Annotated in this window: 20 protein-coding genes; 4 read left to right on the forward strand and 16 right to left on the reverse strand. The window is 74.2% G+C overall.

What is annotated here, in order from left to right:
• Positions 1-12 precede the first annotated feature (12 nt).
• The 5 genes from SNE206_RS24010 to SNE206_RS24030 form a co-directional block, all read right to left on the reverse strand.
• Positions 13-1530: a DUF2207 family protein gene (locus tag SNE206_RS24010; RefSeq protein WP_407915561.1), complete on the reverse strand. Its 1518-nt coding sequence runs from the start codon at positions 1528-1530 to the stop codon at positions 13-15.
• Positions 1527-2108 (reverse strand): LemA family protein, encoded by a 582-nt coding sequence (locus SNE206_RS24015; RefSeq protein WP_407915562.1) that lies wholly within the window; start codon positions 2106-2108, stop codon positions 1527-1529. The genes SNE206_RS24010 and SNE206_RS24015 overlap by 4 nt, the downstream gene beginning before the upstream one ends.
• A gap of 216 nt (positions 2109-2324) precedes the next feature.
• A complete protein-coding gene (locus SNE206_RS24020; protein WP_407915563.1) occupies positions 2325-2735 on the reverse strand; it encodes a hypothetical protein in 411 nt (136 codons plus the stop codon).
• Positions 2736-2909: 174 nt separating this feature from the next.
• Positions 2910-4193, reverse strand: coding sequence for a glycoside hydrolase family 6 protein (locus SNE206_RS24025; RefSeq protein WP_407915564.1), 1284 nt, complete (start codon positions 4191-4193; stop codon positions 2910-2912).
• A gap of 135 nt (positions 4194-4328) precedes the next feature.
• The gene (locus tag SNE206_RS24030; RefSeq protein WP_407915565.1) at positions 4329-5294 is read right to left on the reverse strand and encodes a glycoside hydrolase family 6 protein; all 966 of its coding nucleotides are present in this window, start codon (positions 5292-5294) and stop codon (positions 4329-4331) included.
• A 394-nt stretch (positions 5295-5688) separates the two neighbouring features.
• Here SNE206_RS24030 and SNE206_RS24035 point away from each other — a divergent pair, with 394 nt between their 5' ends.
• Complete coding sequence (locus SNE206_RS24035) at positions 5689-6699, forward strand: LacI family DNA-binding transcriptional regulator (RefSeq protein ID WP_407915566.1); 1011 nt, start codon at positions 5689-5691, stop codon at positions 6697-6699.
• Positions 6700-6769: 70 nt separating this feature from the next.
• On the opposite strand, the gene SNE206_RS24040 is transcribed toward SNE206_RS24035, so the two are convergent.
• The gene (locus SNE206_RS24040) at positions 6770-7891 is read right to left on the reverse strand and encodes an FAD-dependent monooxygenase (protein ID WP_407915567.1); all 1122 of its coding nucleotides are present in this window, start codon (positions 7889-7891) and stop codon (positions 6770-6772) included.
• A gap of 92 nt (positions 7892-7983) precedes the next feature.
• On the opposite strand from SNE206_RS24040, the gene SNE206_RS24045 reads away from it, so the two are divergent.
• Positions 7984-8610 carry a TetR/AcrR family transcriptional regulator gene (locus SNE206_RS24045; RefSeq protein ID WP_407915568.1) on the forward strand — a complete coding sequence of 209 codons (627 nt, stop codon included), beginning with the start codon at positions 7984-7986 and terminating at the stop codon, positions 8608-8610.
• A gap of 58 nt (positions 8611-8668) precedes the next feature.
• Here the strand turns inward: SNE206_RS24045 and SNE206_RS24050 are convergent, their stop codons facing one another.
• Positions 8669-9232, reverse strand: coding sequence for a PadR family transcriptional regulator (locus SNE206_RS24050; RefSeq protein ID WP_407915569.1), 564 nt, complete (start codon positions 9230-9232; stop codon positions 8669-8671).
• Between the two features lie 126 nt (positions 9233-9358).
• On the opposite strand from SNE206_RS24050, the gene SNE206_RS24055 reads away from it, so the two are divergent.
• Entirely contained in the window at positions 9359-9751 is a 393-nt protein-coding gene (locus SNE206_RS24055) for a nuclear transport factor 2 family protein (RefSeq protein ID WP_407915570.1), read from the forward strand.
• Here the strand turns inward: SNE206_RS24055 and SNE206_RS24060 are convergent.
• From SNE206_RS24060 to SNE206_RS24095, 8 genes are all read right to left on the reverse strand, one after another.
• A complete protein-coding gene (locus SNE206_RS24060) occupies positions 9660-10247 on the reverse strand; it encodes a ricin-type beta-trefoil lectin domain protein (protein WP_407915571.1) in 588 nt (195 codons plus the stop codon). The genes SNE206_RS24055 and SNE206_RS24060 overlap by 92 nt on opposite strands.
• A 216-nt stretch (positions 10248-10463) precedes the next feature.
• Positions 10464-11048 (reverse strand): TerD family protein, encoded by a 585-nt coding sequence (locus tag SNE206_RS24065; protein WP_407915572.1) that lies wholly within the window; start codon positions 11046-11048, stop codon positions 10464-10466.
• A 296-nt stretch (positions 11049-11344) separates the two neighbouring features.
• Positions 11345-11518: a hypothetical protein gene (locus SNE206_RS24070; RefSeq protein ID WP_407915573.1), complete on the reverse strand. Its 174-nt coding sequence runs from the start codon at positions 11516-11518 to the stop codon at positions 11345-11347.
• Between the two features lie 421 nt (positions 11519-11939).
• The gene (locus SNE206_RS24075; protein ID WP_407915574.1) at positions 11940-12659 is read right to left on the reverse strand and encodes a hypothetical protein; all 720 of its coding nucleotides are present in this window, start codon (positions 12657-12659) and stop codon (positions 11940-11942) included.
• Entirely contained in the window at positions 12656-13951 is a 1296-nt protein-coding gene (locus tag SNE206_RS24080; RefSeq protein ID WP_407915575.1) for an NAD(P)/FAD-dependent oxidoreductase, read from the reverse strand. Before SNE206_RS24080 ends, SNE206_RS24075 begins: the two co-directional genes overlap by 4 nt.
• On the reverse strand, positions 13951-15897 hold the full coding sequence (locus SNE206_RS24085) for a LodA/GoxA family CTQ-dependent oxidase (protein WP_407915576.1): 1947 nt from the start codon (positions 15895-15897) through the stop codon (positions 13951-13953). Before SNE206_RS24085 ends, SNE206_RS24080 begins: the two co-directional genes overlap by 1 nt.
• 252 nt (positions 15898-16149) lie before the next feature.
• A complete protein-coding gene (locus tag SNE206_RS24090) occupies positions 16150-17025 on the reverse strand; it encodes an LLM class flavin-dependent oxidoreductase (protein WP_407915577.1) in 876 nt (291 codons plus the stop codon).
• 98 nt (positions 17026-17123) lie between these two features.
• Positions 17124-17882, reverse strand: coding sequence for a DeoR/GlpR family DNA-binding transcription regulator (locus tag SNE206_RS24095; protein ID WP_407915578.1), 759 nt, complete (start codon positions 17880-17882; stop codon positions 17124-17126).
• 49 nt (positions 17883-17931) lie between these two features.
• On the opposite strand from SNE206_RS24095, the gene SNE206_RS24100 reads away from it, so the two are divergent.
• Positions 17932-18687, forward strand: a complete 756-nt coding sequence (locus tag SNE206_RS24100; RefSeq protein ID WP_407915579.1) for an NUDIX domain-containing protein — start codon at positions 17932-17934, stop codon at positions 18685-18687.
• An 81-nt stretch (positions 18688-18768) separates the two neighbouring features.
• On the opposite strand, the gene SNE206_RS24105 is transcribed toward SNE206_RS24100, so the two are convergent.
• The gene (locus SNE206_RS24105) at positions 18769-19800 is read right to left on the reverse strand and encodes a LysR family transcriptional regulator (RefSeq protein WP_407915580.1); all 1032 of its coding nucleotides are present in this window, start codon (positions 19798-19800) and stop codon (positions 18769-18771) included.
• Positions 19801-19850: the final 50 nt, after the last annotated feature.

The following is a 19850-nucleotide window of genomic DNA, read 5'->3' on the forward strand; positions in this document are numbered from 1 at the left end:
GCGGTGATGTGGTCAGGCGGTGACGAACTCCGCCGACCTGACCACCCGGGTGGCCGGTGACACCGCGAGGCGCACCACGCTGCCGGGCAGGACGTCCGGCGCACCGGCAGGCAGGGCCCAGGCGACGGTGCGGTCCGCGTCGCCGGTGTCCAGGGCCAGGAAGCGCGGCGCGTCCTCGCGCTTGCGCGGTTCCATGCGGAGCACCTCGCCGGTGAGGGTGTGCGGAGCACGCCGCTCCAGGACGACGAGGGCGAGGTAGTACGCGGTCAGCACGCCGAAGCAGGCGATCGCGACCGTCTCGCCCGGCAGGGGCCCCGGCTGCTCCATGCCGTCGCTCATCCAGCCCTTGGCGCTCGCGAAGTTGGCGGGCATCGTCGCGAGGAAGGCCAGGAACAGCGTCCAGCGGCTGAAGCGGCCCGCCAGCAGGAGGGCGAGCAGACCGATGAACACCCAGCCGAGGCACAGCAGCAGCCCCGGGCGGCGCAGCGAGTGGCTCGCGTCGGGACCGTCCGTGACCGCCCAGTCGGGCTGCCGCACGATCGCGAAGAGCAGCAGGCCCACGGCCACCAGTGCTGCGGCGCCCGCGAGTTGGAGCAACTGCGGGGTGGTGGAGCCGAAGCCGGGGCGCAGGCGCGGGTAGCGGATCCGGACGGGGCGCCAGGCGCCGCCGTACGAGGACCAGACCCGGCGCCTGTCGCCCGCGTCGAAGCCCAGCAGGCGCGCCGCCCGGCCGGTGACGCCGAGTGCGGCGCCGTAGCCGAGGTAGCGGTCCCAGACGGTGACGGCCGCGGGCGGCAGCTGGGCGAAGTCCTCGTGCGCCGCGAGCCACGACCGGACCCCGGCCCAGTGCCCGGCGCGTTCGAGTCCGAGCGGTGTCGCCCGCTCGCCGAGCGCCCTGGTCAGGACGTACAGCAGTGCGGCGGCCGGGATGATCCCGACCGCGAGCGCGCCGCGGACGCCGTGCCCGCCGGTGACGGCGCCCAGGGTGAACAGCACGCCGGGGCCGAAGGCGGTGAGGTACAGGGCGCCCGCGAGCAGGGGCCCGAACCGGGCCCGGGACAGCCCGCGCAGCCGGGCCTCGGCCACGATCTCCTGGCGCAGCGCGCCGTTCCACGCCTTCGCGCGTTCCTCGGCACGGAAGGCGATCGCCCCGATCGGGGCGCCCGGGCTGCCGGCCCGCTCGGTGACACGGTCGAGGACCCGCCGCTCGTACGGGGTGAGGCCGGCGGCGTCCTTGCCGGTGAGGTGCACCGTGCTCTGCGCCGGGTCGTCGGCGGGCTGCCGCAGTTCGAGGAGGCCGCGGGCCGCGAGGTCCAGGAGGGTGGCCGCGGCGGCGTGGTCGACGGACCGCCACCGGTTGGCCAGCAGGGCGACGACAGCGGGTGACTCCGGCTCGGGGCCGAACTCCTGCGTGGCGGGGCCGGTGGGCACGGCGCCGTTGCGGGTGGCCGTGAGGGAGAGCCCGAAGGCGGCGAGCCAGAGCGCGAGCAGCGCCGCGCCGCCCCAGTAGAACTCGGCGTCGAGGGTCACGCGAACCTCACCTGGGCCACGTCCTGGGCGGCGGTGCCGGCCTCGAAGTACTCGCGTCGGCCGTGCGCGCCGCCGAGACGGGAGACGAGGTTCCCCGGGAAGCTCTCCAGGGCGCTGTGGTAGCTCTGCACGGCGCTGTTGTAGAACTGCCGCGCGTAGGCGATCTTGTCCTCCGCGGAGGTCAGTTCCTCCTGCAGGACGGTGAAGTGCCGGTCGGCCTTCAGCTGCGGGTAGCTCTCGCCGAGGGCGAGCAGCTTGCCCAGGGACGCGGTCAGCACGTCCTCCGCAGCGGCCTTGTCCGTGACCCCCGGGCCGCTGCCCACGGCCGCCCCCCGGGCGGCGACGACGGCTTCGAACGTGGTCCGCTCGTGCGTGGCGTACCCGCGCGCACCCTCGACCAGGTTCGGTATCAGCTCGTGCCGCCGCTTCAGCTGGACGTCGATCTGCGCCCAGGACGCCTGCGTCTGGTTGCGCAGCCGGATCAGACGGTTGTACGTCCTGACGACCCACCACACCAGCACGGCGGCCAGCACGGCAAGAATTCCACCCACGATGACACCCACGGTGTCGCCCTCCAAGAAACATGACCTCGTGCTCCGGCCGGCCCGGGCAGGTCGTGGTGATCTTAGGGGGACGCGCGGTCCGCGCGCTGCGATTATGGTGGCGGCCTGACCTGGGCGGGTGCCGTGGCAGCCGGGCTTCTTTCGTCTGCGGAGCGGTGCGGCCGGGGGCCGGGCCACGGGCACCCCTGCGAGCAGGGGGCCGTGCCGGGCAGGGTGCCGCGCCCGGCGGTGTCAGGCCTCGTGGGCCCGTGCCGGCCCTCCCCGGCGGCCGTCCCGTGTGACGGCGGCGATCAGACCGGCCACGGCAGAGGTCACCACGAGGCTCCCCACCATGACCATGCCCGCACCGACCACGAAGAGGCCGCTGGAGTCGTCCGACCAGTCGTGGAGTGCGGCGGCGGTCAGACCGGCCGAGGTGCCGAGCGCGGCGCCCGCGACGTGGCCCCGGGAGGCCGCCAGGTACACCGGCACCAGCAGGGTCAGGACCAGCCCGATCACCTGCCACGCCTCGTACGGGCCCGTCACCGAGCCGTCGGGGTGCACGTCACGGTGCTGGTCCCAGCCCAGCCAGGCGGCCCATGCCGCGAGCGCGACGAGTGCCGGCAGCAGGAGGGGAACGAGATGCGGTGTCTTCCGAGGCATGGCGCAAGCGTCCCGTCGGCCCCGGCCGCGGGGCAGAGCGGATGTACTCACCTCCCTCTGAGTACCCGGACACCCCCCGGATTCGTGCGGCTGCGGTTTGCGTCGCCGGACGCGCCGTGCCCGGGGGAAGCCGGGCGGCCACGGGTGCGGGGTCCGGTGCGGCCCGGTGCGGGGTCAGCGCCGGTTGAAGGTGAGGGCGGGCACGGCGTTGCGGACGAGGGTGCGGGCCTGTGCGGGCCACCAGGCGCCGGCGGCGGGGTCGACGATGCCGTACTCCGGGTCGGCGGTGCCGCCGGGGATCCCGCGGTTGCACTCGCCGTCGGACTGTCCGACCGTCTTGATCCAGAGGTAGGCGTCGACGAGCGGGACGCCGGTGTTCGCGGTGGGGCGCGCTCCGATGCCGCGCCCGGGGGCGTTGCACCAGGTCTGCGGGTCGGGGTAGGCGCCGGCGGGCGGGGTCCAGGTGCCGCGGCCGTTGCGGCTGGTGTCCTGGACGAAGTGGGTGAGCTCGCCGGTGGGCGGGGTGCCGGCGTTCTGCCGGAACCACTCGTCCGTCCAGTGCCAGGTGCGGGGATCGTCGACGTCGACCGCGTTCCCGGACAGGCCGTCGTTGGGGGCGGCGGGGGAGTAGTACTGGCTCGCGCACCAGTCGGCGTGGCCGCGGGCCCAGTCGGGCCCCTCGGTGGCGAACCACAGGCACTGGGAGACCCACGTGCCGTAGTGGTCGGTGTCGTCGGTGGCCAGGTAGTTGGAGACGTTGAGCGAGAAGCCCTGGGTGCGCTCCACCCCGGCCTTCAGGAGGCGGTCGGCCATGTCGCCGACGGGGCGCCAGTGGCTGTTGCCCGCGTCCAGGTAGACGGAGGTGCCCGGCTGGGCGGCGAGGGTGTCGACGGCGGTGTTGAGGTCGGCGATGCGCCCGGCGGTGAGGGCGCCGGTGGGATCGGTGTCCGGGCCGCAGTCGGAGGGGAGGTTCGCGAGTCCGTCCGGCTCCAGGACGACGAGGGCCTTCCGGTCTCCGATGCCCTGGGCGAAGCCCTTGACCCAGGCCCGGTAGTCGGCGTCGGACTGTGCTCCGCCGGCGGAGTACAGCGAGCAGTCCCTTCCGGGGATGTTGTAGGCGACGAGCACCGGGGTGGTGCCGGTGCGCCCGGCGCTGCGCATGATCGCGGCGACCTTGTCCCGCACCTCGGCGGGGGTGCCGCCGGTGAACCAGGTGGCCTCGGGCCAGCTGGCGAGTTTCGCCATGTCCGCGGCGCCGGCGAGGTCGCCGTGGGCCAGGTCGGTGACGGCCTGCCGCGCGGCGTCGCTGCCGGGGTCGACGTAGAAGCGGGTGCCGGTCGGCAGGGTCTTGTCGGGCTTCGGGGTCTGCGGGGACGGTGCGGCGGCCGCGGGTGCCGCCGCGGCGAGCACCAGCGCGAGGGCGGTGGTGACGACGGACACGGCCGGTCGGTGGGGCATCTGATGGCTCCTCGTGTTCGGTGGAGTGGTTCGGTGGAGTGGTTCGGTGGAGGGGGGTGGCCCGGCGGCGCCCGGGATCCGGTGCCGCCGGGCCGGGTGCCGCCGGGACCTGTCGGTCGGCCGGGGCTGCGGCGGTCAGTAGCCGTAGATCATCTTGTAGGCGACCTCCGGCAGGAACTGCCCGGCCGTGGATCCGGCGCCGACGCCGCAGTTGCCGTCGGACTCGCCGGGGGTCTTGACCCACAGGAGCATCTCGGCGCCGCCGCCGAGCTGGGTGTGCGTGCCCGTCCTGCGGGTCGCGGGGTTGCACCATTCGCCGTTGGAGCCGTTGCCGTTGCGGCTGGTGTCGACCGCGTACGGCTTGGTGTAGCCGTAGGAGGCGCTCAGGGTGGCGTTGACCGCGTTGCCGTAGGTGGTGTTCTGCGCGGTGGTGTAGAAGTTCGAGACGTTCAGGGAGAAGCCGTGGGCGCGGCCGGCGCCGGCCGCGTTCAGGTGCTGGGCCATCGTGGACGCGCTGATCCAGCCGGGGTTCCCGGCGTCGAGGTAGACCCAGGTGTTGGGTGCCAGGTTGGTGAACTGCGTGATGGCGTTGTTGAGCATGGCGTTGCGGTCGGAGATCTGGGCCGCCGTCAGGCAGCTCTGGTCGCCGAGCGCGTCGGGTTCGAGGACGACGACGGCGGGACGGCTGCCGATGCCGCTCGCGAAGGCCGCGATCCACGTGTTGTAGGCCGCGACGGATCCGGCACCGCCGGCGGACTGGCCGCCGCAGATGTCGCGGTCGGGGATGTTGTAGGCGACCAGGACGGGCAGCTTGCCGGCGTTCGCCGCGGCGCCGACGTACGCGCCGGTGGCGGTGCCGATGGTGCCGCTCCAGTTCCCGAACCAGCGGGCCATGGGGACGGCCGCGATGGAGGCCCTGACGGCGGCGGCGCGTCCGTCGCCGGGATTGGCCGCCGCCCAGGCGGCGGCGCTGCTGTTGGGGTCGACGTAGAAGCCGTTGGTCATCGAGACCGGCGACGCGGCGTGCGCCGCGGTGGGGGCGGCCAGCGTCAGCGGGAGGACGATCAGGGCCGATGCGAGCAGACGGGTGGACCGTCGCATGGTGGACCTCTTCTCGGGTGGGGGCGCCGAGTCACCGGGCTTGGGGCCGACGGCTCGGCAGGGGTGAGGTGAGGACGTGCGGGAGCCGGGCTCCGTCGCGCCGGGTGGGTGCTCCGGGTGCGGCCGGGGGCCGCGGGCGCGGGTCGGCGTTCGCGACGGGCGGCGGCAGAAGCGCAGTTATGGAAGCGCTTCCAGTGCTGGCCCGGGATGGCCCGGTTGCCGCGGCAATCGTGTAGTCGCAGAATGGCACTTGTCAAGAGTGGTGCGTAGCCTGCTCTTCACATGGGGTGAGACGGCGGTATACAGTCTCTGACTGGAAGCGCTCCCAGTCGATCGGGAGCAGCCTCGGGGCAACCCGGCCCGGGACGAGTCCGAGACGGAAGGTGATGCCGCGATGGACGGGACGGCACGTCGGCGACCCACGCTGGACGAGGTGGCCGAGCGGGCGGGGGTCTCGCGCTCGGCGGCGTCGAGGGTGCTGAACAACGCGCCGCACGTCAGTCGCGCCAAGCGCGACGCGGTCCAGCGGGCGATCGCCGAACTCGGCTTCGTGCCCAACCCCACCGCCCGCGCCCTCGCGACGCAGCAGGCCGGGGCGGTGGCCCTCGTCGTCTCCGGCGACGATCCGATGATCTTCGCCGACCCGTTCTTCGGTCAGGTGGTCGCCGGCGCCACCACGGTGCTGGAGGAGACCGATCTCCACCTGGTGCTCTGTCTGGCCACCTCCGCCAGGGGGCAGACCCGGGTGCAGCAGCTGCTGCGGACCCGGGCCGTCGACGGCGTCGTGCTGATGGCGCTGCGCGGGGACGATCCGATGGCGCGCCTCGTCCGGGAGTCGGGCCTGCCCGCCGTTTTCGGCGGCCGGCCGCTGGAAGGAGAACCCTCCTGGTACGTGGACGTCGACAACGCCGGAGGCGCCCGTGCGGCCACCGACCATCTCCTGGCCCTCGGGCGAAGCCGTATCGTCACGATCCACGGCCCGCTGGACACCGACGTCGGCCGCTCCCGCATGCGCGGCTTCCGCGAGTCGGTCGCCCTGGCCGGCCTCACCCCCTACGGCGCCGCGGCGGGCGACTTCAACGAACGCAGCGGAGCCGCCGCCATGGAGGCGCTGCTCACCCGGCACCCGGACCTCGACGCGGTGTTCGCCGCCAACGACAACATGGCGGCGGGCGCGCTGAGAGTGCTGCACCGGGCCGGCCGCTCCGTGCCCGCCGACGTCGCGGTGGTCGGCTTCGACGACCTGCCGGTCGCCGAGGTCTCCCATCCGTCGCTCACCACGGTTCACCAGCCGATCCAGGCACTCGGACGCGAAGTGACGCGGATGCTCCTCGCCCTGCTCGCGGGGGAGAGGGTGGACCCGCTGATCCTCCCGACCCGGCTGATCCGTCGGGAATCCGCCTGACCCGGGTGCCGTGTCGAAGGCTTCGCCCGCACCGGCAGCCGACGTCCCGGCGGCCCACCGGAGCGGGTGGTCAGGGGCCCGCGGGCAGGAGGCGGGCGGCGAGGTTGCGGGTGGCGAGTCCGAGGCGGGTGGCGGGCACGAGCAGGGCCGCGGAGCGCCTGACGCCGCGCTGCCTGGGCATCACCAGGGCGCGGTGGGCGGCCTCGTAGCGGTCGAGGGCGGTGGCGGGGGCGGTCGGGTGCGCGGCGAGCGCCGCGGCCAGGGCGCGGGCCCCGGCGATGGCGAGGCTGGAGCCGTCCCCCAGGAGCGAGACGCAGGAGGCGGCGTCGCCGAGCAGGGCGATCCTGCCTCGTGACCACGAGGGGAGGTCGACGATGCTGACGGCGTCGAAGTAGAGGTCGTCGGTGTTCTGCAGCCGGTCGAGCAGGTGGGGGACGCGCCAGCCGAGGCCCGCGTGCGACGCGGTGACGATCCGCTTGTGCAGGGCGGTGTCGCGGTGGTCGAAGGCGGTGATGTCGGGCCGGCGGAAGATGAACGCGGCCAGGGCCTCGCCGCGGGAGGGGTGGACGGAGACCAGCCGGCCCGGCGCGTTGCAGACGACCACCTCGTGCGGGTGGTCGGCCGGTTCCCCGAGCGGCACGGTGGCGACGAGGATCCCGGTGGGACGGACGAAGTCGCGCTCGGGGCCGAAGGCCAGGTGCCGCACGGTGGAGTGCAGGCCGTCCGCGCCGATCACGAAGTCGAAGCGGCGCGGCGCCGCCTGTTCGAACGTGACGTCCACCCCGTGCTCGTCCTGGCGGAGTGCGGTGATGCTGTCGCCGAAGAGGAACTCGGCCTCGTCGCGGGCCGCCTCGTGGAGGACGGCGGCCAGGTCGCCGCGCGGCACCTCGACCTCCCGGTGGCCCGTGCGGCCGCGCCCGGCGGACATGCGCACCCGGGCGACCTCGCGTCCCGTGGCGTTCAGCAGGCGCATGGCGGTGGCCGAGGTGGCCGCGGCGCGCAGCTGCGGCAGGACGCCCATGGCCTCGGCCACCGGCAGGGCGGGGCCGCGTACGTCGACCGGGTTCCCGCTGGAGCGCAGGCCCTGGGCCTTCTCCACCACGGTCGGGCGGAACCCGTGACGGGCCAGCCAGTGGGCGAGGGTCGGTCCGGCGACGCCGGCCCCGGAGACGAGAACGCTGCGAGGAGTCATGGAACCACCGTAAGCGCATCGAGTGCGATTCGGCAATGAGTGCAGAAATGCCATGAGTGCTGATCTGCACCACCTGCGGTAAGGTGCGTCCCATGTCCCTCCGCGACCTCAAGCGCGCCCGCACCCGCAGGGCCCTCGTCGATGCGGCGACGGAACTGTTCGAACAGCAGGGCTACGACCGGACCACCGTGGCCGACATCGCCGCCGCGGCCGAGATCGGCACGCGCACGTTCTTCAGCTACTTCGCCAGCAAGGAGGAGCTGCTGTTCCCCGAGTCCGACACCCGCGTCCGGGCGGTGACGGACGCCATCGCCTCCCGCACGCCCGACGAGGGGCCGGGCGAGGTCCTGCTGCGCGCCCTGGGCGCGGTGCCGCAGGGCGGCGACGACATGGTCGGCCCGCTGGCCGCGCTCCGCCTGCGGCTGATCCGCACCGTGCCGGCCGTCCGCGGCCGCGCCCTGCAGATCCAGCTCGACGCCCAGCAGGAGATCGCCCGACGGCTGGCCGAGGCCTATCCGGACCGGCTCGACCGGGTGGAGGCGGCCGCACTCACCGGCGCGTTCGTCGGCGCCGTCACCGGCGCCCTGCAGGCCCTGCTCGACGGCTCCGACCGGCCCGCCACCCCTGCCGACCTGCACGCCGCCGTCCGGGCGGCGACCGACACCGCACTCGGCCCCTGGCGGCGACACCTCGACCAGGAGCCGTCCGCCCGGCCGTGACGGACCGTCCGCGGCCACCGGTCGCGGACGGGCGGCCCCGCGCCCGGCCCGGCCGGGCTCACCCCGCCTGCGCGCGCCCGTCGAGGACCCGGGCCGCCAGCTCGCCCCAGCGGATGTTCTCCTGCTCGAACGCGATCCCGCGCAGCAGGGTCAGGTACGGGCCGACGCGTTCGGCGGTGGCGAGGTACTGCTCCTCGCTGCGCCCGTCGAGGAGCTTCGCCCGGAGACGTTCGTAGCGGGCGAGCTTGGTGGTGGCCCAGTCGATCCGTTCGGCGACGGCGGCCCGGACCGCCCCGGCGTCGCCCGCGTCGGCGGACTGGACCTTGACCAGCAGCTCGTCACGGATGGCGGTGGGCCGTGACGGCGGCCGGGCCGTGTACGTCCGGACGGCCTCCCGGCCTGCCGCGGTGAGGGTGAACAGCCGCTTCGCCGGGCGCCGTTCCTGTTCGACCACGCGGGCCTCGATGAGGCCCTCGCCCTCCATGCGCTCCAGCTCCCGGTAGAGCTGCTGGGGCGTCGCCGTCCAGAAGTTGGCGACCGAGGCGTCGAAGCCCTTGGCGAGGTCGTACCCCGACGCCTCGCCCTCCAGGAGGGCCGCCATCACCGCGTTGCGCAAAGCCATCGCGCCAACGTAGCACCTGGTCACCGGCCCGGTGACGGGGTTGCTCCGGCGCCCCTGGACAGCCGTTCCGGGCGCCTGCATACTCACCGAATCACCTAGTCAACTAATTGAGTACATGGAGGACCCGTGCACGCCTTCCGCAAGGCCGTCGAGGACCGCGACGAGGCCGCCCTGACCGCGCTGCTCGCCGAGGACGTCGTCTTCACCAGCCCCGTCGCGTTCAAGCCGTACCCCGGCAAGGCGATCACCGCGGCGATCCTCCGCGGCGTGCTGCGGGTCTTCGAGGACTTCACCTACATCCGCGAGATCGCGAACCCCGACGGCCGCGACCACGCCCTCGTCTTCACCGCGACCGTCGCGGGCCGGCAGATCCAGGGCTGCGACTTCCTGCACTTCGACGACGACGGCAGGATCGACGAGTTCACCGTCATGGTCCGCCCGCTCTCCGCCGCGCAGGCCCTCTCCGAGGCGATGGGCGCCCAGTTCGACCGGATCGCCCGCGAGGCCGCCGCGCACTGATCGCCGCGACGGTGCAGTGCTGGATGACCGGCTGCGCGAACGGGTCACCCTGGTCGGGGCCGGCCAGGCATCGCCCGGAAACCGGGTTCCGCAGTCCGCCGCCGGGGTCGGACACCCCCTGCTGGGCGTTGCCCCGGGTGCAGTCCCACAGCTGGACCCGGGTGCCGACGGCCGGCCCGCCGCCGCTGACGTCCAGGCACTTGCCGAACACCGCCAGCGTGCCGTCCCCGGCGAGGCGCTCCGGGCGCCGAACGCCCGTGCGGCGAGACCGCCGTCCCGGTCCGCCACGATGCTGGACGGGATGAACTTCGGACCGATGCTCCCCCTGGGGAACTTCAGGATCCGGGTCCCGGAGCGACCTGAGCCGCTCCGCCTCGGCGCGGCAGGCGTTGCACCAGGAACCCCGGAGATTCAGCACGACCACCTTGCCCCGGTGGTCGGAGGGACGGGCCGGGCGCGGGCACGCTTCGAACCGGGCACGCTTCGGGCCGGGCACGGGGAGAGCCCCTCACGGCGGATCGGGCCGTCCACCGGGTGGAGCGAGGTGCGCACGTGCAGGGCCCCGGCCGGGGTGACCCCGGCCGGGAGGCAGCGGGCTCCGGGAGTCCCGTCCCAGGAACGTGCCGGCCGCCGGCCGCGGGCGGGCAGGAGCGGACCGCCGAACCGTCCTGCTCCCGGGGCGCGTTCCACCCCGTCCGCCCGGCGCCGCCCGCTACTTGCTGACCGCGAAGCGCATGAGGTCCCGCTCGTCGCCCTGCTTGATCTTGCCGGTCTCGTTGATCACCTGGAGCTTCCAGCCGGTGCCCACCCGCACGGCCTTGGCCACGGCGCAGCCGTTGTCGCTGGTGAGCAGGCTCGGCCAGATGTCGGCGACCTGCTGGCTGCTGCCACCCGTCGCGTCGTACACCTTGAAGCTGATGTTGCGCGCGTTCTGGAAGGCGCTGCGCTTCTTGTAGGCGGCGGCGACGAAGACGATGGCGGTGATGTGGGCGGGCACCCGGGCGAGGTCGACGGTGACCGTCTCGTCGTCGCCGTCCCCGTGCCCGGTCTGGTTGTCGCCGCTGTGCACGAGGGAGCCGTTGCCCAGCGGGTCGAGCGAGTCCAGCCCGGCCATCCGGACCGGATCCGGGCCCTGCATGGCGATGGCGATCAGGTCGAGGTCGGCACCGACCTTCTGCCGGAACTTGCCCATCAGCCCGCCGCTGCTCCCCGCCGTCGGATCCCAGGACACACCGACGGCCAGGTGGGTCACCCCGTCCAGGTCCGCCGGGCCGTCGTCCTTCGTCAGCGTGATCATGCGTGGTCCTCTCGGTCGCGTTGCTGCTCCGTACACAGTCTGCCCGGCGCGCCTGCCGGGCGGGCCACCGAGGTCGGACTGCACGGTGACGGCCTGCGGGCGGTCCGGAAGGGCGCGGACGGACAACCGTGGGACGACCGGGACGGCCCCGGGGTTCCTGCAGACGGCGGTGGGCCTGCTGCGCGGAGCGTCCGGACGGTGAAGGGGACGGTGACGGGCACGGGGCGGCCGACGGCGACACCGACCCGGCCCCACCTCCCCCCCTCCACCGGCACCGCCGTCGACCCGGGCCGCGGTCAGGAGGTGCGGTCGGCGTCGCGGGCCGCCGTGTCGGCGGACGGGGCGGTGTCCGCGGTGACGCGCGTACCGGGGTGCAGCAGGGCGCAGAGGAACGCGACCGCGAGTGCCGCTGCCATGCCGTACAGCACGGGCCCGTTCGCCTCCGCGAAGTCCTGCCGGACGGCGTCCACCAGTGCCGTCCGACGCCGGAGGGGTTCTGCCCGGCCGGGTCGTGGCCGGTGATGCCCTGGGTGATCGTGGCGGGCGTCAGCAGCAGCCCGATGCCTGCGCCGGCCAGCACGATGTACGGCCACTGCGCGCCGAGCGACAGGTCGGTGATCCTGGACGCCCGGAGCGCGAAGCCGACCGCCGACACCGCGGTGCCCAGGAGCATCGGCGGACGTGCGCCGCGGCGGTCCAGCATCCGTCCGCCGATGATGTTCCGGTCCCGTCCGGTCCGGCCACCGACCCTGCCCGGGACGGGCCCCGCTGCGGCGCAACGCCGCGTCCTGGTGGGCGAATGTCATCCGTCCTGCGTACCTGGCCGCACTCCCCGGACGCCCCGCGGACGGCCGGGGCGGGTCTCTCCGCCGCCGGCCGCCCGGTGTGCGGTCAGACGTTGAGGGTGGTGACGTTCCACCAGCGTTCGTCGCGCAGGGCGAGGGTGATCGGCAGGGTTCCGCCGGTGCCCCGGTCGAGGACGGCGTCGTAGCTCGGCCCGGGCAGTGGCCGGGTGGTCCACGGCCGGCCGCCGTGGCCGCCGTCGGGTACGGCGGGGACCGTCAGTTCGAGCGCCTTGCCGAGGTCGTCCTGGGTGACGCCGTCCGGCACGCCGCGCAGGGTGATGATCTGCTCGTAGTGCGGGCGCTTGACCAGCCGGTGTGCGATGTGGGCTTCTTCGCCGTGGCCGTAGATCAGGTAGGTGAGGTGCTCGGGGAACTCCTCGTCGCTGAACCGGCGGAAGTTCAGCACCCGGCTGATGCGTGCGGTGAAGCCCTGCGAGACGGGTTCCCAGACGCGGTCCTCGCCGTTGCCGGTCTGGGTGACCCGGTCGAGCCTGGCCGGGTACGAGGTGACGGTGCCGTCGCCGATCGGGGGGAGCACCATGTCGGTGGTGTTGCGGACGGCGTGCCAGCTGGCCGGGTGGTCGGCCTGGTCCTTGAGGTAGATGTCGACGATGTCGGTCGGCAGCGCGTACTCCAGCAGCACCTGGTAGCGGTGCTCGGCCATGCCGAACATCGCCAGGTGGTAGCCGAAGACGGTCTCCCGGCCGGAGAGGATGAAGGAGTGGACCGACGGGTCCTCGTGCTCGTGTCCGTGACGGGTGGTCATGCGGGTGTCCTTCGCAGTTCGGAGGGAGGGACGGGGGCGGGACCGGGGACGGCCGCCCGGTGGCGGCGTGCCCAGAAGGGGCGGTCCTGCCAGCGGCGTTCCAGCGCGTACACCGCGTGGTGGTTGTGCCGGTAGGCCGCGAGCAGGCCGGCCGCGTTGGTGCGGTAGGCGGCGAGCGCGCCGTCGTCGGCGTCGGTGTCGCCGTCCAGGTGCCGGTCGAGGGCGCGGGCTCCCGCCATGCCGGTGTAGAGGGCCGTGAGGATGCCCTGCGAGGAGATCGGGTCGAAGGCGGTGGCGGCGTCCCCGACCGCGATCCACCCGTCGCCGGTGGGCCGGTCGAGGTGGACGGAGTGCGCCGGGGCCCGCCGGGGCCGGGCCGTGGCGGGCAGGGGGTGGGCCGCGGCCAGGGCCGCGACGTGTTCCGTGCGGGCCAGCAGCCGTGCGAGAGCGGCGGTGTCGCGCGGTGCGGGCGGGCCGAGGTCGGCGTCGGTGAAGTACGCCACCAGGCGCCGGCCGCGGGGGAGGAGGGCGGTGTACCACCAGCCGTCCTCGGCGGCCTCGACGAGCGAGGACCGGTCGCCGGCCCGGCCGTCGCCGGTGGGCGGCAGCTCCAGGCAGCTGGCCACGAGCCGGTCCGTGCGGTGGTGGTCGGCCGCGCGGGCGGCGACCGTGCGGCGCCGTCCGCCGGCGTCGACCAGCCACGTGCATCGCACGGTCCGCTCCGGTGCCGGTGCCGGTGCCGGTGCCGGGGTCGGGGTCGGAGCAGGCTCCGGCAGGTGGCCGGGTTCCGGCCGGGTGGCCTGCAGGGTGACCGTCCAGCCGCCGTCCGGACGGCGTGCCGCCCGGCGGACGGCGGTGTGCAGTGCGAGGTGGGCTCCGGCCGCGGCGGCCTCCTCGCGGAGCGCCCGGTCGAAGCGGTGCCGGTCCAGGTGCCAGCCCGGCCCGTTGGGGTCGCGGATGAAGTCCAGCCGGTGCAGGGCGGGTGAGCCCCACGCCGACAGGTTGGCGTAGCAGGGCAGGTGTCCGTCCCGTACCGGACGGTCGCCGGTGCCGAGGTCGTGCAGCAGGACGCGGGCCGCGGACGGCAGTGCCTCGCCGATCTTCGGGGGCCCGGTGCCGGCGTCGGCGAGCAGGACGGACCGGCCCGCGCGGGCCAGGGTCAGTGCCGCCGCGGCTCCGGCCGGCCCGCCGCCGACGACGAGGACGTCGACGTGGTCGCGCGCGCCGCCGCGGTGGCCGGACGGTCGGGCGGCGGGCCGGGCGGCCTGCATGGTGACGGGCCGTGCGGCCATCAGGTGTTGTCGCGGAACGGCGAGACCTTGTCGATGAAGCCGGCCGTCACCTCTTCGGCCGTGTACCCGCTGACGGAGACGGCCTGTTCGACCGCGGCGGCTGCGACGGCGGAGTCCGCCGCGGCGGCCTGCGGCACGTGCAGCGTGACGAGGTTCTGGGTGTGCGGCACGCCGGTCAGGTCGATCGACGGCTGCGACTCGACCTGGATCCGCGCGGGGAAGTCCTCGGCGCCGTCGCGGACTTCGACGATGCCGAGCCGGAACCAGTCGTCGATCATCTGGTTGAGCTGCTCGGTGTTCTGCCCGCGGAGCCCGCGCAGCCACACGGCCCGCCGCTCGAAGGCCTCGGTGCGCTCCGCCAGGGGCCGGTTCTCGTCGACGACCACGCGGTAGTCGTCCTCGGTGAGCACGTGGTTGGGCACCCGGGCGGGCCAGAAGCTCGGCAGGTAGGGGTCGTGGCGTGGGCTGAGGGCGAGTTCGTAGCCCGAGCGGCAGCTGGCGGTGTCGGTCTGCCAGGGCACGGCCATCCACCGGCTGATGTCGCCGGGCCCCTGGGCGTAGAGAGGCCCGTTGACGGACAGTGCCGCCTCGGAGGTGAGCACGGCCCCGTACGAGGGCGGGGTCTGGCCGGGTGCACGGTGGCGGATCCGGAACGGCGCCTGGTACATCGACGGGTGCCGGATCGGCCAGGTGACCTCGCAGCCCGGATGGAAGGCGTCGGCGAGGCAGAAGTCGAGGGCGGCGCGGTCGAGGGCGGCCGGGCGCTCGGCGAGCGGCACGTCGTCGATCTCCTGCGGTGCCGGGTCGGCGAGCGACTCCGCCCAGTCGTCCGTGAAGTCGCCGTCGGCCCAGTACTGGAACATCCGGTACTGGGTGGGGGAGAGCGCCATGTGCTGGAGCGGCGTGCGCGGCGGGATCGCCATGCCGTCGCCGTACAGCCACGGCCAGGGCACGGGAGACCCGCCGTCCCGTCCGAAGTCGCGCAGGGCGTTGAAGACCTGGCGGCGGAGGGCCCGGCGGGTGGTGGCGGTGCTGCTGAGCCTGGCGAGCATCTCGGGCGTGGCGACCTGGCCGAGGCCGTTGTGCCCGTAGAACCCGGCGAAGCCCTGGTTGACCCACTGGTGGTCGCAGAAGCGCTGCAGCACGGGCGCGATGTGCCGGGCGAAGGAGACCTTCTCGGGGAACGGCAGCGAACCGGTGCCGACGAACACGTCGTACAGCAGGTCGTACAGGGTGCGGATGCCCTTGAGCGCCGGGGCGTAGTTGGGCGGTCCGACGACCACCCAGGCCGGGTCGACGGGCAGTTCACGGCCGGCGACGGTGACGCGTGCCGTGACCGGGCCGTCGCCGGTGTCGTCGTGCCAGCCGTCGTTGTTGGCGAAGGTGTTCACCGGCCTGCCGTCGAAGGAGGCCGACTGGCCGAACCCGCCGAAGACCAGCAGGTTCCCTGCTTCGTCGGTGCGCAGCTCTCCGAGGTACACCTCCTTGCCCATGAAGGTGCCGCGGCGGAGGTGGAAGTCGGGGCCGGAGACCTGCTGCCCGGAGATGGTGACGGGCCCCGGGTCGATGACGAGGTCCTTCCGGCGTTCGCCGACGACGTCCTTGTTCCGCAGTTCCGAGGGTCTGGCCATCGCCGAGTCGGGGATGTCCAGCGCGAGCTGGAACTGGTACCAGGCCGACTTCGTGTTCGCCAGGTGGGCCGTCCAGCTGATGTCGGCGTTCCCGGCGGTGAGTTCGGCCACGACCTCGCCCCGCGCGTTGTACCCGTAGACCCGGAAACGGGCGACCTCGCGCTTGAGCGCACCGGTGGAGTCCTTGAAGAAGCCGGGATCCCGGGGTGCGGGATCGGGCACCTCCGGTGCGAGGAAGTGTTCCTCCGGCGAGTTCCCGACCCGGGCGATCCCGATCGCCGGGTGGATGGCGGCACGGACGATTTCGTCCAGCATCTGATGCGACTCCTCCGAGGACGTGCCGGCCGTGCGCCGGCAGGAAGTTCGTCGACGGAAGACTATGGGGGCCGGTGCCGCATCGGATGGAATGGACACGAACAATCACTCGGGGGAGTGAACGGCGGACGGTGCGTCACGCCGTTGTCACGGTTGCCGGTTGCCGGTTGCCGGTTGCCGGTGGTCGGTGGCCCCGGCTCGGCCCGGCCGGCGATGCCACGGACGGCGGCCGGGCCGACCGTCCGGGCGGAGTCACCGGCGGCCGAGCGCGCCCAGCACGTCCCCGAGCTGCCGCACGGGCTCGGGGCCGACCATCCGCAGCACGACCGTTCCGGCCCCGGCCGCCGCCAGCTCGCGGATGCGCTCTGCCGCGTCCGCGGCGCTGCCGGAGACGGTGAACACCTGCTCCGGCGGCCGGCCGAGCCAGGCGGCGTGGCCCTCGACGCTGGGTCGCAGTGTCTGCGCCACCTGCTCGGCGTCGTCGCCGACGCAGCAGAAGGCGAGCACCGTGACGCTGTGGGTGGCGTCGCCCCCGCCCTTGCGGATCAGCGCCCGCGCGCTCTCCACGTCTTGGGGTCCGTGGCCCTCGGCGATCAGCGTTCCGTCCGCGACCCGCCCGGACAGTTCCAGCGAGCGGGGCCGCACCACGCCCGCGATCACCGGCGGCGGTTCGACGGGCGGATGCACCAGCCGGATGCCGTCCAGGCGCACCTCCCGTCCCTCCATCTCGACCGACTCCCCGCGCAGCAGCGCGCGTACCGCGTTGATCGTCTCCTCCAGCAGCGCGAGCGGCGACCGTGCCGTGAGGCCGACCGAGGCCATCCACTCGGCCACCCCGTGCCCGATCCCGGCCACGAGCCGCCCGGGGAACACCCGTGCCAGCGTCGCCAGTTCCATCGCCAGCAACGCGGGACTGCGCAGCGGCGCGGGCGTGATGCCGATGCCCACCCGCAGCCGCTCGGTCGCTCCCAGCGCCACGGCAGCCGCCGACACGCCGCCGTTCCATCCGAGGTCCTCCACCACCCAGAGGTCGTCCACCCCCAGGGCCTCGACCTCGCGCGCGAATCCCGGCAACCCTTCCGGGGCCCAGTCGCGGTCGTGCATCACGCCGATTCGAAGACTCGTCATGCGCCGTAACCTATGCCGCGTCCGGGCGGGTGATCAACGATCCGGCGCCCGGCGCCGCCGGGCGTCCGGTCCCGGGCAGCGGCCCCGGCCCCGAGTGTTCAGCCGGTCGTGAGGATCTCCACGCCGCGTGCCGTGAGCTGCTCGACGACGGGGTGGCGGGGGTCGGCGTCGGTGACGAGTCCGCTGATCCCCTCCCAGGGCAGGACGCGGAACCGGGAGGCCGTGCCGATCTTCTCGGACGAGGCGAGGACGTAGGTGTCCGCGGCCCGCGCGGCCAGGGCGCGCTTCATCGCGGCCTCCTCGGCGTCGCCGGTGGTGAGGCCCGCCTCCGGGTGGACGCCGGTGACGCCGAGCAGGCAGAGGTCGGCCGAGACGTTCCCTGCGGCCTCCACCGCGGCGGCACCGCAGGCGACCGCCGAGTGCTTGAAGATGCGTCCGCCGAGCAGGAAGACCTCGGCATGTGGATGGCCGAGGAGCGCGACCGCGATCGTCGGGCTGTGGGTGATCACGGTGCAGGCCAGTTCCGGCGGGAGCATGCCGGCGACGGCGAGGGCGGTGGTGCCGCCGTCCAGGATCAGGGCGCTGCCGGGCCGGACGAGCGCGGCGGCCGCTGCCGCGACCTTCTGCTTGCCGTCCGGGGTGACGGTCTTCCGGGCGGCGTAGTCCGCCACGGCGGGGGAGACGGGCAGCGCCCCGCCGTAGACGCGGTGGCAGAGCCCCTCGGCGGCGAGGTCGCGGAGGTCGCGCCGCACGCTGTCCTCGGAGATGCCCAGGTCGGCGGCGACGTCCTTGGCGACGATCTTGCCCTCGCGGGCGAGAAGGCCCAGCAGGTGGTCACGCCGTTCAGCAGCCAGCATCCGCATTCTCTCCTGTTCTTGCACGTTTCTGCATGTATCGTAGCGCGGCATGACCGACAAGCCGACGCTCGTCCCCACCGCCGGGCCCTCCCGCCCCGGCCCCGGCACCGACACCCCCGACCACCGCGGCCGCACCGGCCTCGACCGCGCCGGACGCGACCTCCACCGCAACCCCGGCGTCGTGGTCCGCGACGTGGAGCTCACCTCCCGCGGCTGGCACGTGCTGCGCCGCACCACCTTCGACTACCGGCGCCGCGACGGACGCTGGGTCACCCAGCAGCGCGAGACGTACGACCGCGGAAACGGCGCGGTCGTCCTGCCGTACGACGCCGCGCGCGGACGGGTGCTGCTCACCCGTCAGTTCCGCTACCCGGCCTACGTCAACGACCACCCCGACGGCATGCTCGTCGAGGCCGCGGCCGGACTGCTCGACGGCGACGACCCGCTCGCCGCCGTCCGGCGCGAGAGCGCCGAGGAACTCGGGGTCACGCTCGGCCCGCTCACCCACGTCCTCGACGCCTACATGAGCCCCGGCTCGGTCACCGAGCGCCTGCACTTCTACGCGGCCCCCTACACCCCGGCCGACCGCACCGGCGACGGCGGAGGACTGGAGGAGGACGGCGAGGACATCGAAGTGCTCGAACTGCCCTTCACCGAAGCCCTCGCCATGATCCGCGACGGACGCATCACCGACGGAAAGACCATCCTGCTCCTGCAATGGGCCGCCCTGGACGGGCCCTTCGCCCCCGCGGCGGCCACCGGCCGCCCCCGCCGCACGCCCGCCCCGGCACACGGGCAGCGCTGAGCGGACGCCTGCCGGACACGGACGCCTCCGGACACGGGCGCCCACCGGATGCGGACGCCTCCGGACACGGACGCCTCCGGACTACGGGGCTGCGCCGGCCGGTGCCGACACCTCGCCCCGGGCCCGGTCCGTCTGGCCCAACTGGCCCGCCCGGCCCGCCCGGCCCGCCCGGTTCACCTGGTCAGCCCGGTCCGCCCGGTTCACCTGGTCCACGAGCCGCGACGCCAGCTCCTCGGCCAGCCGTGCGGCAGGGCCGCGGCGGCGACGGGAGAGCGCCAGGCCCAGGTGACGGCACGGGGCGGGCCCGGCCAGCGGCAGGGCGACCAGCTCCGGGTGCCGGATCAGGCCGAGCTCGGGGATCAGGGCGATGCCGACGCCGCTGTGGACGAGTGCCTGGGCGAAGTCGTAGTCCGTCGCGGTGCACGCGATCCGCAGCTCGACGCCGGCCAGGGCGGCGTGGCGCGCGAGCTGCGCGGCGGATTTTCGGCAGCCCAGGATCCAGCGCTGGTCGGCGAGTTCGGCCAGGTGGGGCGGCTCCGAGCCGTCCCGGTGGCGGACCGCGGCGGGGTGGTGGCGCGGCAGCACGACCCGCAGCGGGTCCGCGCCGAGGGGCGTCCAGTCCAGGCCGGACCGGTCGCCGGGCCGGGAGGGCGGGCCGTCGACATGGTAGGCGAGCGCGAGGTCGGCCCGACCCTCGCGGACGCCGGGCAGGCTCTCCTCCGGCTCCTCCTCCAGGATCGTCAGCACCACCTCGGGGTGGTCGGCGACGAACCCGGCCAGGGCGGCGGGGAGGAGCCGGCGGCCTGCACTGGCGAAGGTGGCGACGGTGAGCGTGGGCGCCGTCCGGTCGGCGGCCAGACGGTCGAGGCGCTGCTGGGTGTCGGCGAGTTCGGCGGCGATCGCGTCCGCGGCCTCCACCAGCAGCCGGCCCGTCTCCGTCAGCACGACGCCGCGGGTGGAGCGTTCGACCACCGGTGCGCCGAGGCTCCGCTCCAGCGCGGCGATCTGCTGCGAGACGGCCGAGGGCGTGCAGTGCAGCGCCAGGGCCGCCCGGTTGAAGCTGCCGTGGCGGGCGACCTTGCGCAGCACGGCCAGCCGCTGGACGTCGATCAACAGTTCTCCTAAGGGCGAGGCATCCGATCCGACACTACTGCTGTCGGCCG

Source organism: Kitasatospora sp. NE20-6, assembly GCF_045862635.1.